The 17480-nt window shown below is 45.6% G+C and carries 16 protein-coding genes, 1 tRNA gene and 1 pseudogene; 10 read left to right on the plus strand and 8 right to left on the minus strand.

What is annotated here, in order from left to right:
- The first annotated feature begins 92 nt into the window (after positions 1–92).
- Both C6Y39_RS02910 and C6Y39_RS02915 read left to right on the plus strand, forming a co-directional pair.
- Positions 93–466 (plus strand): annotated as a pseudogene (locus tag C6Y39_RS02910) (type II toxin-antitoxin system RelE/ParE family toxin).
- A 1-nt stretch (position 467) separates the two neighbouring features.
- Positions 468–773: a helix-turn-helix domain-containing protein gene (locus C6Y39_RS02915; protein WP_105929833.1), complete on the plus strand. Its 306-nt coding sequence runs from the start codon at positions 468–470 to the stop codon at positions 771–773.
- A gap of 120 nt (positions 774–893) precedes the next feature.
- Here the strand turns inward: C6Y39_RS02915 and ubiK are convergent, their stop codons facing one another.
- Positions 894–1145 carry a ubiquinone biosynthesis accessory factor UbiK gene (gene ubiK / locus C6Y39_RS02920; protein WP_105929834.1) on the minus strand — a complete coding sequence of 84 codons (252 nt, stop codon included), beginning with the start codon at positions 1143–1145 and terminating at the stop codon, positions 894–896.
- Positions 1146–1256: 111 nt separating this feature from the next.
- Here ubiK and rep point away from each other — a divergent pair, with 111 nt between their 5' ends.
- On the plus strand, positions 1257–3272 hold the full coding sequence (rep, locus tag C6Y39_RS02925; RefSeq protein ID WP_105929835.1) for a DNA helicase Rep: 2016 nt from the start codon (positions 1257–1259) through the stop codon (positions 3270–3272).
- 98 nt (positions 3273–3370) lie between these two features.
- On the opposite strand, the gene C6Y39_RS02930 is transcribed toward rep, so the two are convergent.
- A complete protein-coding gene (locus C6Y39_RS02930) occupies positions 3371–5971 on the minus strand; it encodes a sensor domain-containing phosphodiesterase (RefSeq protein WP_105929836.1) in 2601 nt (866 codons plus the stop codon).
- Between the two features lie 103 nt (positions 5972–6074).
- Positions 6075–6482: a c-type cytochrome gene (locus C6Y39_RS02935; RefSeq protein WP_105929837.1), complete on the minus strand. Its 408-nt coding sequence runs from the start codon at positions 6480–6482 to the stop codon at positions 6075–6077.
- A gap of 264 nt (positions 6483–6746) precedes the next feature.
- On the opposite strand from C6Y39_RS02935, the gene C6Y39_RS02940 reads away from it, so the two are divergent.
- Together C6Y39_RS02940 and nhaC are read left to right on the plus strand one after the other, a co-directional pair.
- Positions 6747–6823 (plus strand) — tRNA-Arg (locus C6Y39_RS02940).
- Between the two features lie 114 nt (positions 6824–6937).
- The gene (nhaC, locus tag C6Y39_RS02945; protein ID WP_105929838.1) at positions 6938–8344 is read left to right on the plus strand and encodes a Na+/H+ antiporter NhaC; all 1407 of its coding nucleotides are present in this window, start codon (positions 6938–6940) and stop codon (positions 8342–8344) included.
- Between the two features lie 111 nt (positions 8345–8455).
- On the opposite strand, the gene C6Y39_RS02950 is transcribed toward nhaC, so the two are convergent.
- The 3 genes from C6Y39_RS02950 to C6Y39_RS02960 all read right to left on the minus strand — a co-directional run bounded on the left by C6Y39_RS02950 (position 8456) and on the right by C6Y39_RS02960 (position 9866).
- A complete protein-coding gene (locus tag C6Y39_RS02950) occupies positions 8456–8875 on the minus strand; it encodes a DUF6691 family protein (protein ID WP_105929839.1) in 420 nt (139 codons plus the stop codon).
- Between the two features lie 20 nt (positions 8876–8895).
- Positions 8896–9324 carry a YeeE/YedE family protein gene (locus C6Y39_RS02955; protein WP_105929840.1) on the minus strand — a complete coding sequence of 143 codons (429 nt, stop codon included), beginning with the start codon at positions 9322–9324 and terminating at the stop codon, positions 8896–8898.
- Between the two features lie 89 nt (positions 9325–9413).
- On the minus strand, positions 9414–9866 hold the full coding sequence (locus C6Y39_RS02960) for an RrF2 family transcriptional regulator (protein ID WP_105929841.1): 453 nt from the start codon (positions 9864–9866) through the stop codon (positions 9414–9416).
- Positions 9867–9995: 129 nt separating this feature from the next.
- Between C6Y39_RS02960 and C6Y39_RS02965 the strand changes: the two genes are divergently transcribed.
- The 5 genes from C6Y39_RS02965 to C6Y39_RS02985 all read left to right on the plus strand — a co-directional run bounded on the left by C6Y39_RS02965 (position 9996) and on the right by C6Y39_RS02985 (position 16185).
- A complete protein-coding gene (locus tag C6Y39_RS02965) occupies positions 9996–10796 on the plus strand; it encodes a sulfite exporter TauE/SafE family protein (RefSeq protein ID WP_105929842.1) in 801 nt (266 codons plus the stop codon).
- Positions 10797–10806: 10 nt separating this feature from the next.
- Positions 10807–11661 carry an MBL fold metallo-hydrolase gene (locus tag C6Y39_RS02970; protein WP_105929843.1) on the plus strand — a complete coding sequence of 285 codons (855 nt, stop codon included), beginning with the start codon at positions 10807–10809 and terminating at the stop codon, positions 11659–11661.
- A gap of 11 nt (positions 11662–11672) precedes the next feature.
- Positions 11673–13346, plus strand: a complete 1674-nt coding sequence (locus C6Y39_RS02975) for a bifunctional protein tyrosine phosphatase family protein/NAD(P)/FAD-dependent oxidoreductase (protein ID WP_105929844.1) — start codon at positions 11673–11675, stop codon at positions 13344–13346.
- Positions 13347–13578: 232 nt separating this feature from the next.
- Positions 13579–15339 carry a BCCT family transporter gene (locus C6Y39_RS02980; protein ID WP_105929845.1) on the plus strand — a complete coding sequence of 587 codons (1761 nt, stop codon included), beginning with the start codon at positions 13579–13581 and terminating at the stop codon, positions 15337–15339.
- 204 nt (positions 15340–15543) lie between these two features.
- Complete coding sequence (locus tag C6Y39_RS02985) at positions 15544–16185, plus strand: hypothetical protein (RefSeq protein ID WP_105929846.1); 642 nt, start codon at positions 15544–15546, stop codon at positions 16183–16185.
- Between the two features lie 47 nt (positions 16186–16232).
- On the opposite strand, the gene C6Y39_RS02990 is transcribed toward C6Y39_RS02985, so the two are convergent.
- A complete protein-coding gene (locus tag C6Y39_RS02990; RefSeq protein ID WP_105929847.1) occupies positions 16233–16481 on the minus strand; it encodes a DUF2960 family protein in 249 nt (82 codons plus the stop codon).
- A gap of 185 nt (positions 16482–16666) precedes the next feature.
- Positions 16667–17431 carry a restriction endonuclease gene (locus C6Y39_RS02995; RefSeq protein WP_105929848.1) on the minus strand — a complete coding sequence of 255 codons (765 nt, stop codon included), beginning with the start codon at positions 17429–17431 and terminating at the stop codon, positions 16667–16669.
- Positions 17432–17480 lie beyond the last annotated feature (49 nt).

A 17480-nucleotide genomic window follows, 5' to 3' on the forward strand; every position in this document is an offset into this window, starting at 1 on the left:
TGCTAGCTTAAACAGGTACACGCTTTACTACACTGAGTATTTTAAAATTTGTGCACAAAGTGTGATACTAAGTGTTATACTTTTGGTGTCGAATGGAATCTATACGCATATATAAATTAAAGTGGTTTAAGAGATGGGCGAGCAAAGAAGGCTTATCAGATAGCTTGCTAAAAGTAGCGATTGCAGAGATGCAACAGGGATTAGTTGACGCAGATTTAGGTGCGAATGTTTTTAAGAAACCCGTCCTAGTGGTGGGCGAGGTAAAAGTGGAAGTTTAAGAACCCTAATAGCATTTCAAGTTGATACTAAAGCCTTTTTTATCTACGGCTTTTCCAAAAGTACTCGTTCGAACGTTAGTGTCAAAGACATGAAGGCTTTAAAACTCTTAGCTAAAGAGCTATTTAACTATAGCGATGAGCAGCTTAAAAAAGCTATTGATTCAGGTAGTGTTGAAGAGGTGAGATAACATGAAAGATGGCATTTTAGATGTAGTACACCGTACGGCAAAAGATCTGAGCGAAGCTGGAATTATGGATAAGCAGACAATGTATCAATTCGATGCATTATGTTTACCTAAAGTTGAGCAATATGACGGACAGCGGATAAAAGCTATACGTGAAAGAGCCAGAGTAAGCCAAGCCGTTTTTGCTGCCTATTTAAATATTACGCCTTCGACCATAAAGCAGTGGGAGCAAGGAAGCAAAAAGCCTCGAGGCACATCTCTAAAGCTTTTAAACCTTGTTGAACAGAAAGGTTTAGAGATCTTGATGTAGCCTTCCAAGGGCTTAAAAAACCTTGGAAAAAAGAGCAGTTATAGATTTAATATTTCGGTTCATATAGTTCAACAAAAAAGCGCCGTAAAGGCGCTTTCAGGTTTCTAGAAGTACCAATGTCTACTTTTCTGCTAGTTTTGCTTCAAGCTCAGCAATGCGGCCTTCCATCGCGTCTAGTTTTTCACGAGTGCGAATAAGCACCTGGCTTTGAATATCAAATTCTTCACGCGTCACTAAATCAAGCTTAGATAGCTGCGACTGCAAAACAGTTTTTACGCGGGCCTCAGCTTCTTCAGCCATGTTTTTTACGCCGGGTGGTACGGCATCAGCAATTTGTTTCGCTAAATCTTCGAGTTTCTTCGGATCCAACATGGAATTCCCTTATAATGCGCAGCTCAAAATATTAAAGCTATTCTATCGGTATCGACACGACATGCAATGAAAACTGTGTTGAACCCTCGTGAACGTTGTTTTAGGAATTAAATGAAACTAAATGAAGCTCAAGAATCTGCCGTAACCTATGTGTCTGGGCCATGTTTGGTGCTGGCTGGGGCAGGCAGTGGTAAAACCCGTGTAATTACCAACAAGATTGCTCATTTAGTGCGAAACTGTGATATGCCAGCCCGGTATATTGCGGCTGTTACCTTTACTAACAAAGCTGCTCGTGAAATGAAAGAGCGTGTGGCGCAGACCTTGGGCAAGCCCGAGGCGCGCGGGCTCAAAGTGTCTACCTTCCACACTATGGGCTTAACCATTATTAAAGCCCACGTGAAAGACTTAGGGTTAAAACCAGGCTTTTCGTTGTTCGATGATAAAGACTCGTTTGCTCTACTAAATGATTTAACGTCTGACACTCTGGATGGCGACAAAGATCAGCTTCAGCTTTTACAAAGCTGCATTTCAAATTGGAAAAATGACCTTATCTTGCCCGATGCCTTATTACGGTCAGCAACCAGCACGGGTGAACGAGAGTTTGCAGAAGCCTACAAGCGATACCAAGACAATTTAAAGGCCTACAACGCGCTAGACTTCGACGACCTTATTTTGCTTCCCACACTACTGCTAAAAAGCAGTGAAGCAATAAGAGCAAAGTGGCAAAGTAAAATTCGCTATCTGCTGGTAGACGAATATCAAGACACTAACACCAGCCAGTATGAGCTAGTAAAATTATTGGTGGGCGAGCGCGCACGCTTTACCGTGGTTGGCGACGACGACCAGTCTATTTATTCGTGGCGGGGCGCAAAGCCACAGAACCTGCATTTGTTACAGCAGGATTTTCCCCGTTTAAACGTTATTAAGCTGCAGCAAAACTATCGCTCGTCAGGCCGTATCCTGCATTGCGCGAATATTCTTATCCAAAACAATCCGCACCTGTTCGATAAAACCCTGTTTTCAGAGTTGCAGTACGGTGAACCGCTAAAAGTCATCGAAGCGAAAAACGAAGAGCATGAAGGCGAGCGTGTAGTGGCAGAATTGCTGGCTCATAAGTTTATGAACCGCACTCAATTTAAAGACTACGCCATTTTGTATCGCGGAAATCATCAAAGCCGTATCTTCGAAAAACTGCTAATGAGCAACCGCATTCCTTACAAGATAAGCGGCGGTATGTCTTTCTTTGGCCGGGCCGAAGTGAAAGACATCATGGCCTATTTGCGACTATTAGTGAATCAGGACGATGATAACGCTTTGCTGCGTATCATTAACACGCCTGGAAGAGGTATAGGCCGCGCCACGCTTGAGAAACTAGGTAACTTTGCCAATAGCTTGGGCGTGTCAATGTTTGAGGCGGCGACGCACCCTAACTTAAATAGCGTGCTGCCCGATAAAGCCTTTCATTCAGTTTCTGCCTTTGCACGCTGGGTGGTGGAGTTATCGGATAACGCAGAGCGTGGCAATACCGCAGAAGCCGTTCGTACGATGATCCGCACCATGGGATATGAAGAGTGGTTGTATGAAACGAGTGCCAGCCCCAAAGCCGCTGAAATGGCCATGGCCAACGTAAGTACGTTATTTGGTTGGGTTAACGACATGTTGGAAGGCAACGACCTAGATCAGCCTATGACGCTAACTGAGGTGGTGAACCGTCTTATTCTTCGTGACATGATGGAGCGAGGCGAAGACGACGGGGAAGGGGACCAAGTTCAGCTCATGACCCTGCATGCTTCCAAAGGTTTGGAGTTTCCTATTGTATTCTTAGTGGGCATGGAAGAAGGACTGTTACCTCACCAAAGCAGTATTGATGAGGATAATGTTGAAGAAGAGCGTAGGCTTGCATATGTAGGCATTACCCGAGCCCAGCGTGAACTTATTTTCAGCCATGCCAAAGAGCGTCGGCAGTTCGGAGAAGTCATTAATCCAGAGCCGAGCCGGTTCTTATTCGAACTTCCGCCCGATGATCTCCAGTGGGAAAATCAAAAGCCCAAAGCTACCAAAGAAGAGCGTCAGCAAAAAGGGCAGGTGGGTATCGCTAATCTTCGAGATATTCTTGGTAAAAAGTAAAAAGTAAAAAGTAAAAAGTAAAAAGTAAAAAGTAAAAAGTAGAGATTAGAGAAAAGCGCTAATTTTATGTTTTTTTTGATGATAGTAAGTGCTTACTTTTAACTTGCTAACGAAGCCATATCAAGTACTCTTGCATGCTTCAATACTTTGCCTTGCCCATAAATGCACTCAATGTCATTGAGGGCATCAAGCTGGGCTTGAGAGTCAACACCCTCTGCAATAACCTGAAACTTCAAATGCTCAGAAATAAGCATGACAGACTGAATAAGCTTCAAATTACGTTGAGAGCGGGGAAGCGACTTCACAAATCGATGATCAATTTTTATAAAGTCGAAGGGGTAGGCAAACAAGTAACTTAGCGAGGCCAAGCCACTTCCAAAGTTGTCTAACACCAAAGTCACGCCTGCACGCTTTAATTTCTTGATAGCAGGAAGGATGAACTGAGAGCGTCGGTTTAAATCGTTTTCATCAAATTCGAACACTAATTGATTCGGAGTGATGCCAGAGGTTTCTATTACATTTAGCATTTGGTTAACCATAGAGGCTTGTAATAGATGGTTTATTGAAACGTTCACCGCAATCTTGTTGATAGGCTCATCGGACTTAGCGTAGTGGTTAAGCAATTCGCAGGCTTTTGTGAGCTGGAACAGATCGAGGTCTAATGTAAGCCCACTTTGCTCGGCCACTTGCCTGAATTGCTCTCTGGCTATCTTGCCATAAGCGGGGTGTGACCAGCGGACATACATCTCTCTGTAAAGCGTGCTGTTATCGTTAAGCTTAATGACAGGCTGCAGGAAGTAGTCGAACTCTTCTTCTCGTAGTGCTCGCCTAAATTCATTTTCAAGCTCAAGCTCTTCAATAAGCCTGTCTCGCATACTTTTATCGAACATCACAAAGCGACCGCGGCCAAGAGTCTTTGCTTGATACATGGCAGCGTCAGCATCACGTAGTACTTCATCTGCGCTGCGATAATAGCTCTCTAGATGAGCGATACCTATGCTTGCGCCAGAATACATTTCACGACCATCAAGTAAAAACGGCTCAGAAATAGACGAAATAATGCGATTAGCGACTTCTTCTACATCTGCCTCATCTTCAAAGTTATCAAGAAGCACAACAAACTCATCGCCGCCTAAACGGGCCAGTAAGTCATGGCCGCGAATACACAGCGTTATACGCCGGGCTACTTCGATAAGGAACTCGTCGCCAGCGTGGTGGCCAAGGGTGTCGTTAATAACCTTAAATCTGTCTAAGTCAATAAACAGTACCGCAAACATGCTATCGCTGTAACGTTGCTTGCTGGCTATGGCAAGCTCCAAGCGGCTGGTAAACATGGAACGGTTAGGCAAGTCAGTTAAGGCATCGTGATGCGCATCGTGAATCAGCTTAAGCTCAATTTCCTTACGCTCTTCAATCTGCTGTTTTAAGAATTTGTTGGTGCGGTTAAGTTCGGCGGTGCGCTCTTTAACACGTTCTTCAAGCTGCACGTTATAGCGCTGCATTGATTCGGTATTGCGTTTACGCTCAATGGCAACGGCAATATGGTGAGATACAAAACGGAGAAGCTCTTGATCACGTAAATTGTATTTCGCTAGTTTTCCGTAGGTTTGTACCGCGATAACACCCGCTATTTCACCATCAACAACAAGTGGCGAGCCTAGCCATGAATTTGCGCTATTCAACATCGTTTGCGCTAGCGAAACGTCAATCTCTCCCGACTCTGCAAGCTCCAGTACCCTTGGCGGGTTGATAAGCTCTGCCTGTCCAGTACGCAATACAAACTCTGTCAGCCCCAATCCAAGTGGCCTGGCGTTAATTTCACTTTGTTTGGTATCGCTAAAATAAGGGAACTCTAACAAGTCCTCTTCTTTATTGTGAATGGCGATGTAGCAGTTGGGTGCACTAATTAGCCTTGCCAAAATCACATGCAAACTGGAATAAAACGCATCCATATCGCCTTCAAGATTAGCGGCCAGCTCAGAAATCTCGAAAAGTGCTTGTTGCAACGACTCTACTTTCTGGCGCTCAAGAATTTCTTCCTGTAGGTCATCGTTAATTTTTCGCAGCTGACGGGTTCTTTCGCGGATGGTACGCTCGGTGAGCTCTCTATTTTTTACTCGGTCTACCGTGGTCACAATATGCTGTGAAACGAAAAGCAGGACCTCTAAATCTTCTTGTGAATAATGCACACCTTCATCATAGGTTTGCACTACCATTGCCCCAATAACTTGACTGCCGCGTTTTAGCGGTACGCCCAGCCATTCAACGGGTGGCGAGCCTACAAGTTTAATACCGTATTCGGCAGCTAAACGTTCCTCGTCATCGCGTTTGTAAAATAAATGATTGCCGGTTTTCAGAATATAACCGGTCATGCCATCCATAAGCTGTTCAGCGGGTAATTGCCTAACGGTTTTTTCGTCGAACTCATCAACAAAGTAAGCAAAATCGACAACGTGGGTTTCTGGTTCGTAAAAGGCAACAAAGAAGTTGTCTGCGTTCATGAAGTCTGCAATGATTTCATGAATAGCGGAGTAAAGGCGGTTTAGGTGACTTACAGAACTGGCAAGTTCAGAAATATCAAAAAGCGCCTTCTGAACACGTTCAGCGCGCTTATACTTGTCGGTGAGTTGCTGAAGCTGCGGTATAAGTTCGCGCAGCTCTTCTTCCGTCAACTCATATTGCGTCGAATCTTTTGACATTCCGCTCGCCAGTTAAAAAGTAACGTTACCCCAACAGGTTAAATTACCCGAATAGCAGGTAAAACGCTACTTTTTCCATCAAGTTGTAGGGATTGTGCGGGTATTAGATACCCTCAATCATATACTCGATCGCTGCTTTAATTTCGTCATCAGAACAGTTTCCGCATGTTCCGCGAGGAGGCATGGCGTTAATACCGTTTAATGCGTTTTGCCATACACCGTCAAGACCGCGCTCATCCAGACGAGGCTGCCAGTCAGCTGCATTTTGAAACTTAGGTGCGCCCAATACGCCTGCTGAGTGACATGCAACACACGCTGAGTTGTAAACGTCTTCACCAGATTTTGCGCCGCCAGCTGCCGCCGCGCTGCCTTGTGCTGCTGCACCTGCAACGTGTACTTGGCCTAGCGGTTTAATACGCTCGGCAATTTCATCATTACTCATTTCTTGTGCTTGTGCTGCAAAAACAGTTAGCGCAGTAGCAGCCACAGTTAACCAAGTCTTTAATTTCACATCTGTCTCCAGGCAAGGATGAGTTTGTTTAAAATATAACTGACCAGATTATAACGGTAAATTGGGCCTGAACAACTATTTGAGGCCAATTACCTATAAAAAGTAAGGATTTTTAACACTAGAACCAAGTGGTCTAAAGAGATTTTAATAAATCAGTTGATGCCAGCCTGTGCCATAAGTATCATTACGCCCGTTCGCATCCTATGTGTAATATCGTAGAACATTAATATATGCGCCACACAGTGACTGCACTGTTAGTACAAACCGCCCTTAGCTCAGCTGGATAGAGCGCGGCCCTCCGGAGGCCGAGGTCAGAGGTTCGAATCCTCTAGGGCGGGCCATTTCCCTTTGAAAGCATGAACGTTTCCCCTCAAGCTAAAAGCATGTGAAAGTCATCACAACGCATTACAAGTTCGTTATACTGTTCTTACCACTTAATTTTTAAGCGTACCCACGTGTCACTATCGTCGCCTCCATCTTTGCGTAGCCCCAGTTTTGCTCAGTCACTGCTTTGTTTTGGCGTCATTGTCGCGCTAATAGCAGGTGGATTGTTCGGCTTGGGTATTAGCCTGCATGCATTAATTTTTCTTTGTTTGCTTTGGGCTGGAGCGAATGCCTTTAGTTTGGGATACACGTACCTGCAAATTCGCGAATTAATGACAAGCGCATTAACGCGGGCCATGCCGGCCATTTATATCTTCATACTCATTGGAATGGTTATCGCCAGCTTCATGCAAAGCGGCACTATCTCAACGCTCATTTATTACGGGTTAAGTTGGCTAAATCCCAGTGTGTTTCTGGCAGTGGGGTTAATTCTTTGTGCGGTAATGTCGGTATCAACAGGCACATCGTGGGGAACCGTGGGGACTATGGGCGTGGTGTTAATGGGCATTGGTGAAGCCATGAACATACCGTCTCCCATTGTGGCGGCAATGGTGGTGTGTGGCGCAACCTTTGGGGATAAAATGTCGCCGGTTTCTGATACCACCAACCTCGCGGCTATGAGTGCGGGCACGAACCTCTATAAGCATATGTATAGTATGCTGTTTACTACGGTGCCTAGCTTCCTTCTCGCATTGGTCATTTTTTTAGTGATAGGTTTTAGCTACGCAAGCGAAAGTTTAAATGCGGGTCAGGTATTTGAAATTAAAGCAGCGCTTGCCATGCATTATAACCTTGCACCCTATATAACACTGTTACCGCTGGTGCTACTTACGGTGCTAAGCATTAAAAAAGTGCCGGCTGAAGTCACCATGTCATTCAGCATTTTGCTTGCCGTTATCATCGCCATTTTCTACCAAGATACCAATACCACAAGCGTACTCAACGCGCTTTGGGAGAATACCCCTAAAAATACGGGTATCGCGAATTTAGATGCTCTACTTGGGCGGGGCGGCATCAGCAGTATGAGCTGGACCTTACTGCTCGCCTTAATGGCAATCGCATTAGGCGGCATACTGCACGGTGCAGGCTTTTTATCGGCGCTGTTGGCGGGCATTATCAAACGGGTGAAGCGCACAGCAAGCTTAATTGCGGTAACCATAACCTCTGGTTTTTTGGGCAATGTGGCTATGGGCGAAGCCTACATCTCAATCATATTAAATTGCCAGTTATTCAAAGCAAAATACGAACAACAGAAGCTAGACCCTGCTGTGCTGTCACGGTCGGTAGAAGAGGGCGCCACCATGACCACAGGGCTTGTTCCTTGGACAACAGCGGGAGCATTCTATTCTGCCACCCTTGGGGTTGAGGTTCTCGACTATGCACCCTATGCCTTTTTCAACTATCTAAACGGCGTTATTGCCGTAACAATGGCCGCCTTGGGTGTGGGCTTATTGAAAGGGAAAACCGCAAATCGTTAAGTGAGCCATTTGCACTTTTTGTAAGTGGCAGCCACAGTTTATCCCTTGGTGGGGATAATTATGACTTTATCCCCACCAGGGGATAAAGCCGCAAAAAGAGGCAGTTATGTTTTATGCCGATTTAGGCTTCAACCAATGCTGCGCCAGCATGCCAATGATCATTGCTCCTACAAACATCAGCACATCAGTTTGAAGCGACGCAATAGCAACTACGGCAGGGCCTGGGCAAAAACCACTGATACCCCAGCCGATACCAAATGCGGCAGAGCCTAATATCAATTTAGCGTCGATAGTTTTGCTAGTTGGTATATCAAACTTATCGGCAAACAAAGGCTTGTTGCGCTTGCGTACCCAATACATACCTGGCGCAGCCACCAAAATAGCACCGCCCATTACAAATGCTAACGTGGCATCCCAGTTGGCACTTAAATCTAAAAAATTAAGCACGCGAGCAGGGTTACTCATACCTGAAATTAACAGGCCTAGGCCAAACAACAGCCCGCAAAGTAGCGAGGCGATAATTACTCTCATGTTTTCTTTCCTCAGTTAATTTACAGGTGTCTGATAATTGTGGTGGTAAGTACAGCCGCACCCATAAACGTGAGCGTGGCAACAATAGAGCGGGGTGATAACCTTGAAAGGCCAGCCACTCCGTGGCCCGATGTGCAGCCAGAGCCAAGGCGTGTACCAAAGCCCACTAGCAAGCCAGCAACAACCAGCCACGCCGAGCTCATTTGCGTTTGAACCTGCATACCGCCGGTAAACCCAATATAAAGCACGGCAGATAGCACAACACCTATTAAAAACGCCAAGCGCCAGTAGCGTTCAATGCCGCGCTGTGTCATCGCGCCTGCGGCAATACCTGAAATACCTGCAATACGGCCAAGGGTAAGCAGTAATAAAACTACTGATAAACCTATAAGCAGCCCGCCTGCCAAACCGGCAAGCGGCTCGAAGGGCGTTGATGTCCAGTTTTCCAATTTTCTCTCCTAAACCTACTTGTGTAATGCCTTAATCAAAAAGCGCTATCATAAAAACATATTACGAACAGCAGCCTAAATAAGGCCTGCTATTCAACTTCTATAAAATCGATGGCAAGGTGCATGGCTAGTGCGCCCTCTCTGTCTTTCACTAAATCGTGCAGCGTAAATCGGTCAAGCTCGCTAATGAACTTATCAGCAGCATCTTGAAGAATTGACTTCAAGCGACACGCGGGGGAAATAACACATTTATTCGTTGGCGATGCAAAGCACTCTGCCAATGCCACGTCTTCTACGGTAAGGCGAAAAACATCGCCTAAATTAATTTCTTCCGCTTCTTTTGCCAGCGTAATACCACCACCGCGCCCTTTTGTGCCAGTGATATACCCCTGCTCAATAAGCAGCGTAATGACTTTTTTTAAGTGATTGAAAGACACGAAATACGCATCAGCAATGTCGTTTGTCTTCACTAGATGATTTTTTCGCAGCGCAAGATAGATCAAAACGCGAAACGCTAAATTAGTAAAAGTATTGATTTTCATGGAATTTATCATAAACGCTAAGTTCAATTGTCTTGATATTACAGCAGCACGAAAATTAAATATATATTTGAGATGTACATTATTATATATTTTGTTCTATGATATAACAAAATGAAATAAGGTGTCGATATGATTATTCTTGGCTACATCGCTGCTGTATTAATGGGAATGGTTTTAGGCGTAATAGGCGGAGGGGGCTCTATCCTTACCGTGCCTATCCTTGTTTACCTAATGGGCGTTACGCCAGATGTCGCCACCGGCTATTCATTGCTTATTGTTGGTGCCACAGCCGCATTCGGCGCAATAAGGTACTTCAAAGAGGGTTTAGTTGACGTTAAAGCGTCTATTTTATTTGCTGTACCTTCCATCATTGCTGTTTATCTAACACGGGCCTTCCTCATGCCCGCCATTCCCGAAACCATTTCTGTTCAATCGCTAACCATAGATAAAAACCTGGGCATCATGGTGCTATTCGCCATGCTCATGTTGGCCTCGGCTGCCATGATGTTAAAAAAGGCTTACAGCAAATCGGCGCCAGCAACACAGGTTATTGAGAATAAACAACCCAACGTTGGGCTGATAGTTATTGAAGGCGCCGTAGTTGGTGTTGTTACCGGCATACTCGGCGCGGGCGGGGGCTTTCTAATTATACCTGCCTTGGTACTTATTTTAGGCATGCCCATGAAGAATGCGGTGGGCGCGTCGCTATTCATCATCGCCCTAAAGTCGTTGCTTGGCTTCATTGGCGACCTACAAACCGGAATTCAATTGGAGATGCCTTTGCTGCCGCTTATGCTGGTAGCCACGTTTATTGGGATGGCTGTCTCCACGAAGGTAGCGGGAAAACTAGACGGTGCAGCTTTGCAGAAGTTCTTTGCATTCTTCACGCTAGTTATTGCCGTTTTCATCATGACCAAAGAACTTCTTTAGGAGAACACCCATGAACGTTGAAACCTTTTACGATAACAAAACGGCCACGTTTACCTACGTGCTATTCGACCCCGCTTCCAAAGAGTGTGGCGTGATAGATTCTGTTGCCGATTACGATATCTTTTCGGGTCGCGCGTCAATGGAAAGCGCCGACAAAGTTATCGACTTCATCAACCAAAACCAGCTTAAGAATAAGTGGATTTTAGAAACCCACGTGCACGCCGATCACATTACCGCAGCGCACTATTTAAAGTCTAAAATTGGCGGCAAAATTGGTATTGGCTCAGGTATTAAAACGGTATTAGATACCTGGCTAGACGTATTTGAAACGGCGAACGACACGCCAAGAGACGGCAGTCAATTCGATGTGCTTTTCGAAGAAGGCGACACCTTCAATATCGGTAAATATGAAGTAAAAGTATGGCACACGCCGGGGCACACCCCAGCCTGCGCAAGCTTCTTGGTAGACGGCAAAATATTCGTAGGCGACACCATGTTCGCCCCTAACTTAGGGACGGCGCGCTGCGACTTCCCGGGTGGCAGTGCTGAGCAACTTTACAACACTATCCAGCGCTTCTTCACCCTGCCAGACGACACCACCGTTTACCTTGGTCATGATTATCCTAAAGAGGGTGTAGCCCCGCTATCAACAGTATCTATCAAAGAAGCTAAGGAAACGAACAAGCAAATTCGTCCAGAAGTAACCCTTCAGGAATATGTGGAAAAGCGCGAAGCAAGAGATGCAACCCTTGCGGTACCGAAATTACTGTTACCCGCCATTCAAGCAAACCTTCGAAACGGCCAGTTCGGCGAAAAATCTGAAGGTGGTAAGCAGTTCATCAAAATTCCTGTGAATGCCATTTGAAGGGGTGAGTTATGCAATATGCCAACGTAACACAACAGCTATCTGTCTGCCCTCAAATTTCAGTGGATGATCTAGAGGCAATAAAAGCAACAGGGTTTAAATCTATTATCTGTAACCGCCCTGATGGTGAAGGGGCAGACCAGCCTACCTTTGCGGAAATAGAAGCCAAAGCATCGTCGCTGGGTTTATCCTGCGTATATCAGCCAGTAGTTAGCGGAAAAGTAACCCAGCAAGACGCAATAACGTTTGAAGCGAACTTACAAAAGTTAGAGGGCCCCGTATTTGCCTACTGCCGAACGGGCACACGCTCTATTACGTTATGGGCCATGACCGCAACCAAAACCCTTTCTTATGAAGACATACTCTGTATGTCGCAGAAAGCCGGCTATGACTTAAGCGGGGTAGTGCGACGCCTAAAAAACGGCGGTGAAACACCCAGCGACCATGCCGATCACTCTCATGCGGTAGTGATTGTAGGGGCGGGCGCGGGCGGTGTTGCTGTTGCCTCTAGTTTGAAATCGCGATGTCCAGATTTAGATATCGCCATAGTAGAGCCCAATGAAGTGCACTACTACCAGCCTGGCTGGACGCTAGTCGGCGGGGGCGTATTTAACGCTAACGACACTGTGCGCACTGTGGCCTCTGTTATTCCTAATAATGTTAAATGGATAAAAGCCGGCGTAGCGGCCTTTGCGCCAAAAGAAAACATGATAGTGGTAGACGGCTGCCGCACCATTAAATACGAACACTTGGTGGTTTGCCCCGGCATTAAGCTAGATTGGAATAAAGTGGAAGGCTTAAGCGAATCCCTAGGTGAAAATGGTGTGACGTCGAACTACCGTTTTGACTTGGCGCCCTACACATGGGAATTGGTAAAAAACCTTAAAAAGGGGAAGGCAGTATTTACACAGCCGCCAATGCCAATTAAGTGTGCAGGTGCGCCGCAAAAAGCCATGTATATGTCTTGCGACCACTGGTTTAAAGAAGGCGTGCTAAACGATATTAACGTTGAGTTCTACAACACGGGCGCCGTACTTTTTGGTGTAAAAGAATATGTGCCGGCACTTATGGAATACGTTAAAAAATACCACGCAACGCTTAACTTTGAACACCAGCTGGTGAAGGTGGATGGCAAAGCAAAAGTGGCTTCTTTTAAGAAGGTGGCAGACCCAGACGCCCCGCTTGTTGAAACTGAATTCGACATGCTGCACGCGGTTCCGCCCCAGTCCCCGCCAGATTTTATCAAAGTTAGCCCGCTTGTTGATGGCACTGGTTGGATTGATGTCGACCAGTCAACGCTGCAGCACAAGTCGTTTGAAAATATTTTTGCCCTTGGCGACGCCATAAACGCCCCTAATGCTAAAACAGCCGCGGCGGCGCGCATGCAAGCCCCAGTGGTTGCCAATAACTTGCTTTACGAGCGCGGTGTGCAAACAGATAAAGCCATCTACAACGGTTATGGCAGCTGCCCGCTTACTGTAGAGCGAGGTAAAGTGATATTGGCCGAATTTGGCTACGGCGGAAAAATTCTTAACAGCATGCCGACGTGGGTACTCGACGGTACGAAACCGTCGCGCCTAGCATGGTATTTAAAAGAAAAGTTGCTTCCACCCATTTATTGGGAAGGTATGCTAAAAGGCAGAGAATGGCTGGCTAAACCTGAAACTCAGCACGCGAATAAATAACGTATGGTCTACATAAGAACGCTTTAGCCCAACTGACTTGGGCTAAAGCACTTACGCGCATAACTCTTCGTTAATAATCCTTTTTTTAAAACTACTTGCTAACAACGCGCGAGCTCCCTAAAAAATCATTGCCCTCTCAATTCACACTATTCTGATAAACTGTTTTCGAAGATTGCCCGTTTAAAGCGGTACAGCATAATGGCATCTATAAAAATAAAACAAAGGATCGTGTATGAGTAGTAATACCCGAGAGGCAGCCTCATCAAAGGCTAGCACTGAAAAGGAAACCGCATTTAGCGTAATCGATAAGCCTACGTTTTTTGGCTCACTCTTTCTTCTATTATCCGTCACCATTCCTCTTATCATTTGGCCCGACCAAGGCGCCCAGTGGGTAGCCACGGCCAAAGAGTTTGTTACCAGTAAGCTAGGCGTTTTATATCTGTTACTCGGTGTGGGCGCAGGTGGCTTCATGGTTTACATCATGTTCAGCGATATCGGCCAAATAAAACTGGGCGACCCAGAAGAAAAGCCCGAGTTCTCGCCCGTATCCTGGGCCGCTATGCTATTTTGTGCCGGTATTGGGGCGTCTATCTTGTACTGGTCAATGATTGAGTGGGTGTACTACTACCAAGCGCCCCCGTTTCACATAGAAGGCGAAACCCCTGAAGCCGCGAAATGGGCCGCGGCCTACGGCATATTTCACTGGGGGCCGTTAGCCTGGGCTATCTACCTTATTCCTGCGGTACCTATTGCTTACTTCTACTACGTACGTAACCACAGCGTACTTAAAATCTCCGAAGCCCTCATGCCTGTAATCGGCGAGAAAATGGCTCACGGTTGGTTAGGTAAAATTATCGATATCAGCTTTATTTTCGGTATGTTAGGTGGCGGGGCCACCACGCTAGGCTTGGCGGCACCTATGATAAACGAAGGGGTACACGAACTATTCGGGGTACCTAAATCGCTGACTACGCAGGTAGTCGTGCTAATAACCTGTACCGCCATATTCGGCTACAGCGCGTATGTTGGCCTTAAAAAAGGCATTAAGCTGCTGTCAGACATTAACTTTTGGCTGGCCGTAGGGTTACTGCTATTTATCTTCATTGTTGGGCCCACACTATTTATGGCCAATACCGGCCTAGACGCCCTTGGCCGAGTAATGAGTAACATCATTAAAATGGCCACATGGCTAGAGCCGTTCGCCGAATTCAACGGCTTTGAAGACACTCACTTTCCGCAAGACTGGACTATTTTCTACTGGGCTTGGTGGCTGGTGTTCGCGCCAAGTGTAGGCTTATTTATTGCCCGTATTTCAAGGGGCCGTACCATTCGTACTATGGTGGCGGGCTCAATGTTCTTCGGCACCATGGGCTGCTTCTTATTCTTCATGGTAATGGGCAATTATGGCCTGTACCTACAGCTATCGGGTGAACTGGATGTAGTTACTATACTGAACCAAGAAAGCCCAACAGCGGCCATTTTTGCCATGCTGCATACGCTGCCGCTCGACTACTTAGTGATTTCTGTATTCACGCTACTGGCGCTTATATTCACCGCCACGACGTTCGATTCCATTTCATACATTTTGGCTGCCGTTGTACAAAAAGAAGTAGACGAAGAGCCACTGCGCTGGAACCGTTTATTCTGGGCCTTTGCGCTATCTTTCATGCCCTTCGTACTTATGTTTGTGGGCGGGTTAGAAACACTGCAAACCGCTTCGATAATTGGTGGCGTACCACTGTTAGCTGTAGCCTTTATGCTGTGTATTTCAATTGTACGGGCCGCAAACTACGACATGCGTTACCAGCCCGACTATTCGGTAAAAGAAATTAACATTGGCGAGTTCCCAGACGACGACCCGTGGAGCGAAGAGGGCAGCTGGGATCTTGAAGAAGAAGCCGAAGAAGATGTGCCTATAGCCGCAAAACCAAAACCACGTGGGCCGAAAGATCACATTGAAGGCGACCCACACAGTAAGCCATCGCGATTGTAGGCTTTACCGAACAGGTCATAAATACTGGTTAACTTTTAAATAGTGATTAAGTGACCCGTAAGTTATAAAGCAAAGCGCTACCAAAAGGTGGCGCTTTTTTCATTTTAAAGCGCCACAATTAACTTTCACCAAAGGCGTGCTGTGTTAACGTAACCACCATAAATAGCCCTATTTTTTCGCAACAACGTTCAAGCAAATGGCAGCATGTCAGTAAAGAATTACCAAAAATTCTACCAGCCACTACGAGCTTTGAATTCAGAAGACTTCGGGCGCTGTTTTTATTGCGGCTGCGAAACTGCGCGCCAAGACTTTATCCCGCCCATAAAATTCATTCACGACTGGCAAAGCGGGCACCTACAGGCCGATTTCATCTCCGTGCCTTCATGCAATGAATGCTTCGACCTGCTAAAAAATGAAAACAACGGCACCCTAGAACCCAGAATAAACACCTTAAAAAAGCGATTGGCAGAAAAGTACAAAAAGGCTATTCGGGTGTTTAACCACTGGAGCATGGAAGAAATTGAAGAAATGGACGCGGCATTTCAAATAAGCCTTAAAGGCGGCATGCGATTAGGCAAAGAAACCCTTTCACGCCTTCAATTTGCTGGGTTCGACTATGAAATAAACGGCAGCACAACGCGGGTGTCAAAGCCGCAGCACCAGGTGTTTAACGTGTTCGATGAAGAGTTTAGCAGCTTTAGAGAAGCGCTAGCCTTTGCCAGCGCTACCTACAAAATAAAGAAAAGCCGACTAAGTCAGCTTTATTTCAACAACGATGAAAGCTTTGATATGGCTATTGAGGTTTTTCATGGGTTGGTTGAAGATCATCAATCAAAAGCTGATTGATGGTATCAGACTCCGGAATCAGCGGTTCGAACCCTATCGGCCCACCATCATTCTTGACCGTTCTTTAAGAAGTACAAGTCAGAAAACCCCATTTTTACAAATTCGGTATCTCTGAAGTTTCTTACGGTTTTTTTGTCTTTACTGATAGCGGATAGTTGCTGTTCAGTTTGCAGGAACTGGGAAAGATCTATTCCCTCAGCATCGGCCACGGCTTCATGCATATTTTGATAGCGGCTGTAAGAAAAATTAATCTCTTTTGCCACACCTTTAAACTTATAACGTACTTTATGGGCCATGTTCTACTCACGTTGGTCGATGTAATTCAAAAACGGTTTAACCGCTATTATAAACTCAATTAGCGCCAATAATTACTGTATTAAAAAAAGCGGGTGATAAAACCACTGCGTGAGGTGTTCGATGAAGAATTTAGTCGCTTTAAATGAGTGCTGGCCTTTGCACTCCGGAGGCAAAGGTCGCGCGTTCACGTCTGTTTTGTGTAACGGCATTTAGGGAAGTTAGAACACCCTAGGAACGTTTTGCCCAGATTGACGCCCCGCTTCGCAACTCTCTCGACCAAGTCTTTTCCGCAACGAGGGCAAAAAGCTTGCTTCTCTTCGGATTTGGCTACAGGCGATTGAATATCTCGGATTAGTGCTTCAAGTTCGTTCCCACTTATAAGAAATATAGGTTTGTCGGCTGCAAAACTATAGGCCTCTTGAGTAAATTTTCCCGAACAAATGATATTGATTTGAGTAGCATTGCTAGCAGCAAGTACACCATACATTTCACGAATAACATTTACGCCTACTTTCTGAGTCTTCCAATGCTTGCATTGAACTAGTGAAACCTCTCCGTCTTTTCTTAGCTCTAAATCGATACCACCGTCTGGCCCGAACCCACCCTCAGTAACCTGGTATCCCAGTCTTCTGTATGCTTCTGCGACAAGTTCTTCAAAATTTTTCCAGTGAAGTTTTCGAATTGAATTTAAGTTAGTTTGCTGGTTTAACAATTCTATTTTTCTACGGGAGTTTAAAAACGAGAGAGGCGCTAAAAGTAGGAATACAATACTGAAAAAGGGCGCAGGCACTGCGACTGCATTAAAAACAATATCTAAAAACTGATTGTTAGTTTCTATTGATGGAATTATAAAGCCCATTACGATATATACGATTGCAGCTGTTACAACAGATACCCACCATGGTGCTTGTAAAAGAAGATCTGAAATAGAATGGTGTTTTCTCGGCATACCTAAACATCCTTGTTCTCAAATACTGTAGGTTAATATTATCCAACCT

Origin of the sequence: Alteromonas gracilis (assembly GCF_002993325.1) — a bacterium.
Lineage (GTDB): Bacteria > Pseudomonadota > Gammaproteobacteria > Enterobacterales > Alteromonadaceae > Alteromonas > Alteromonas gracilis.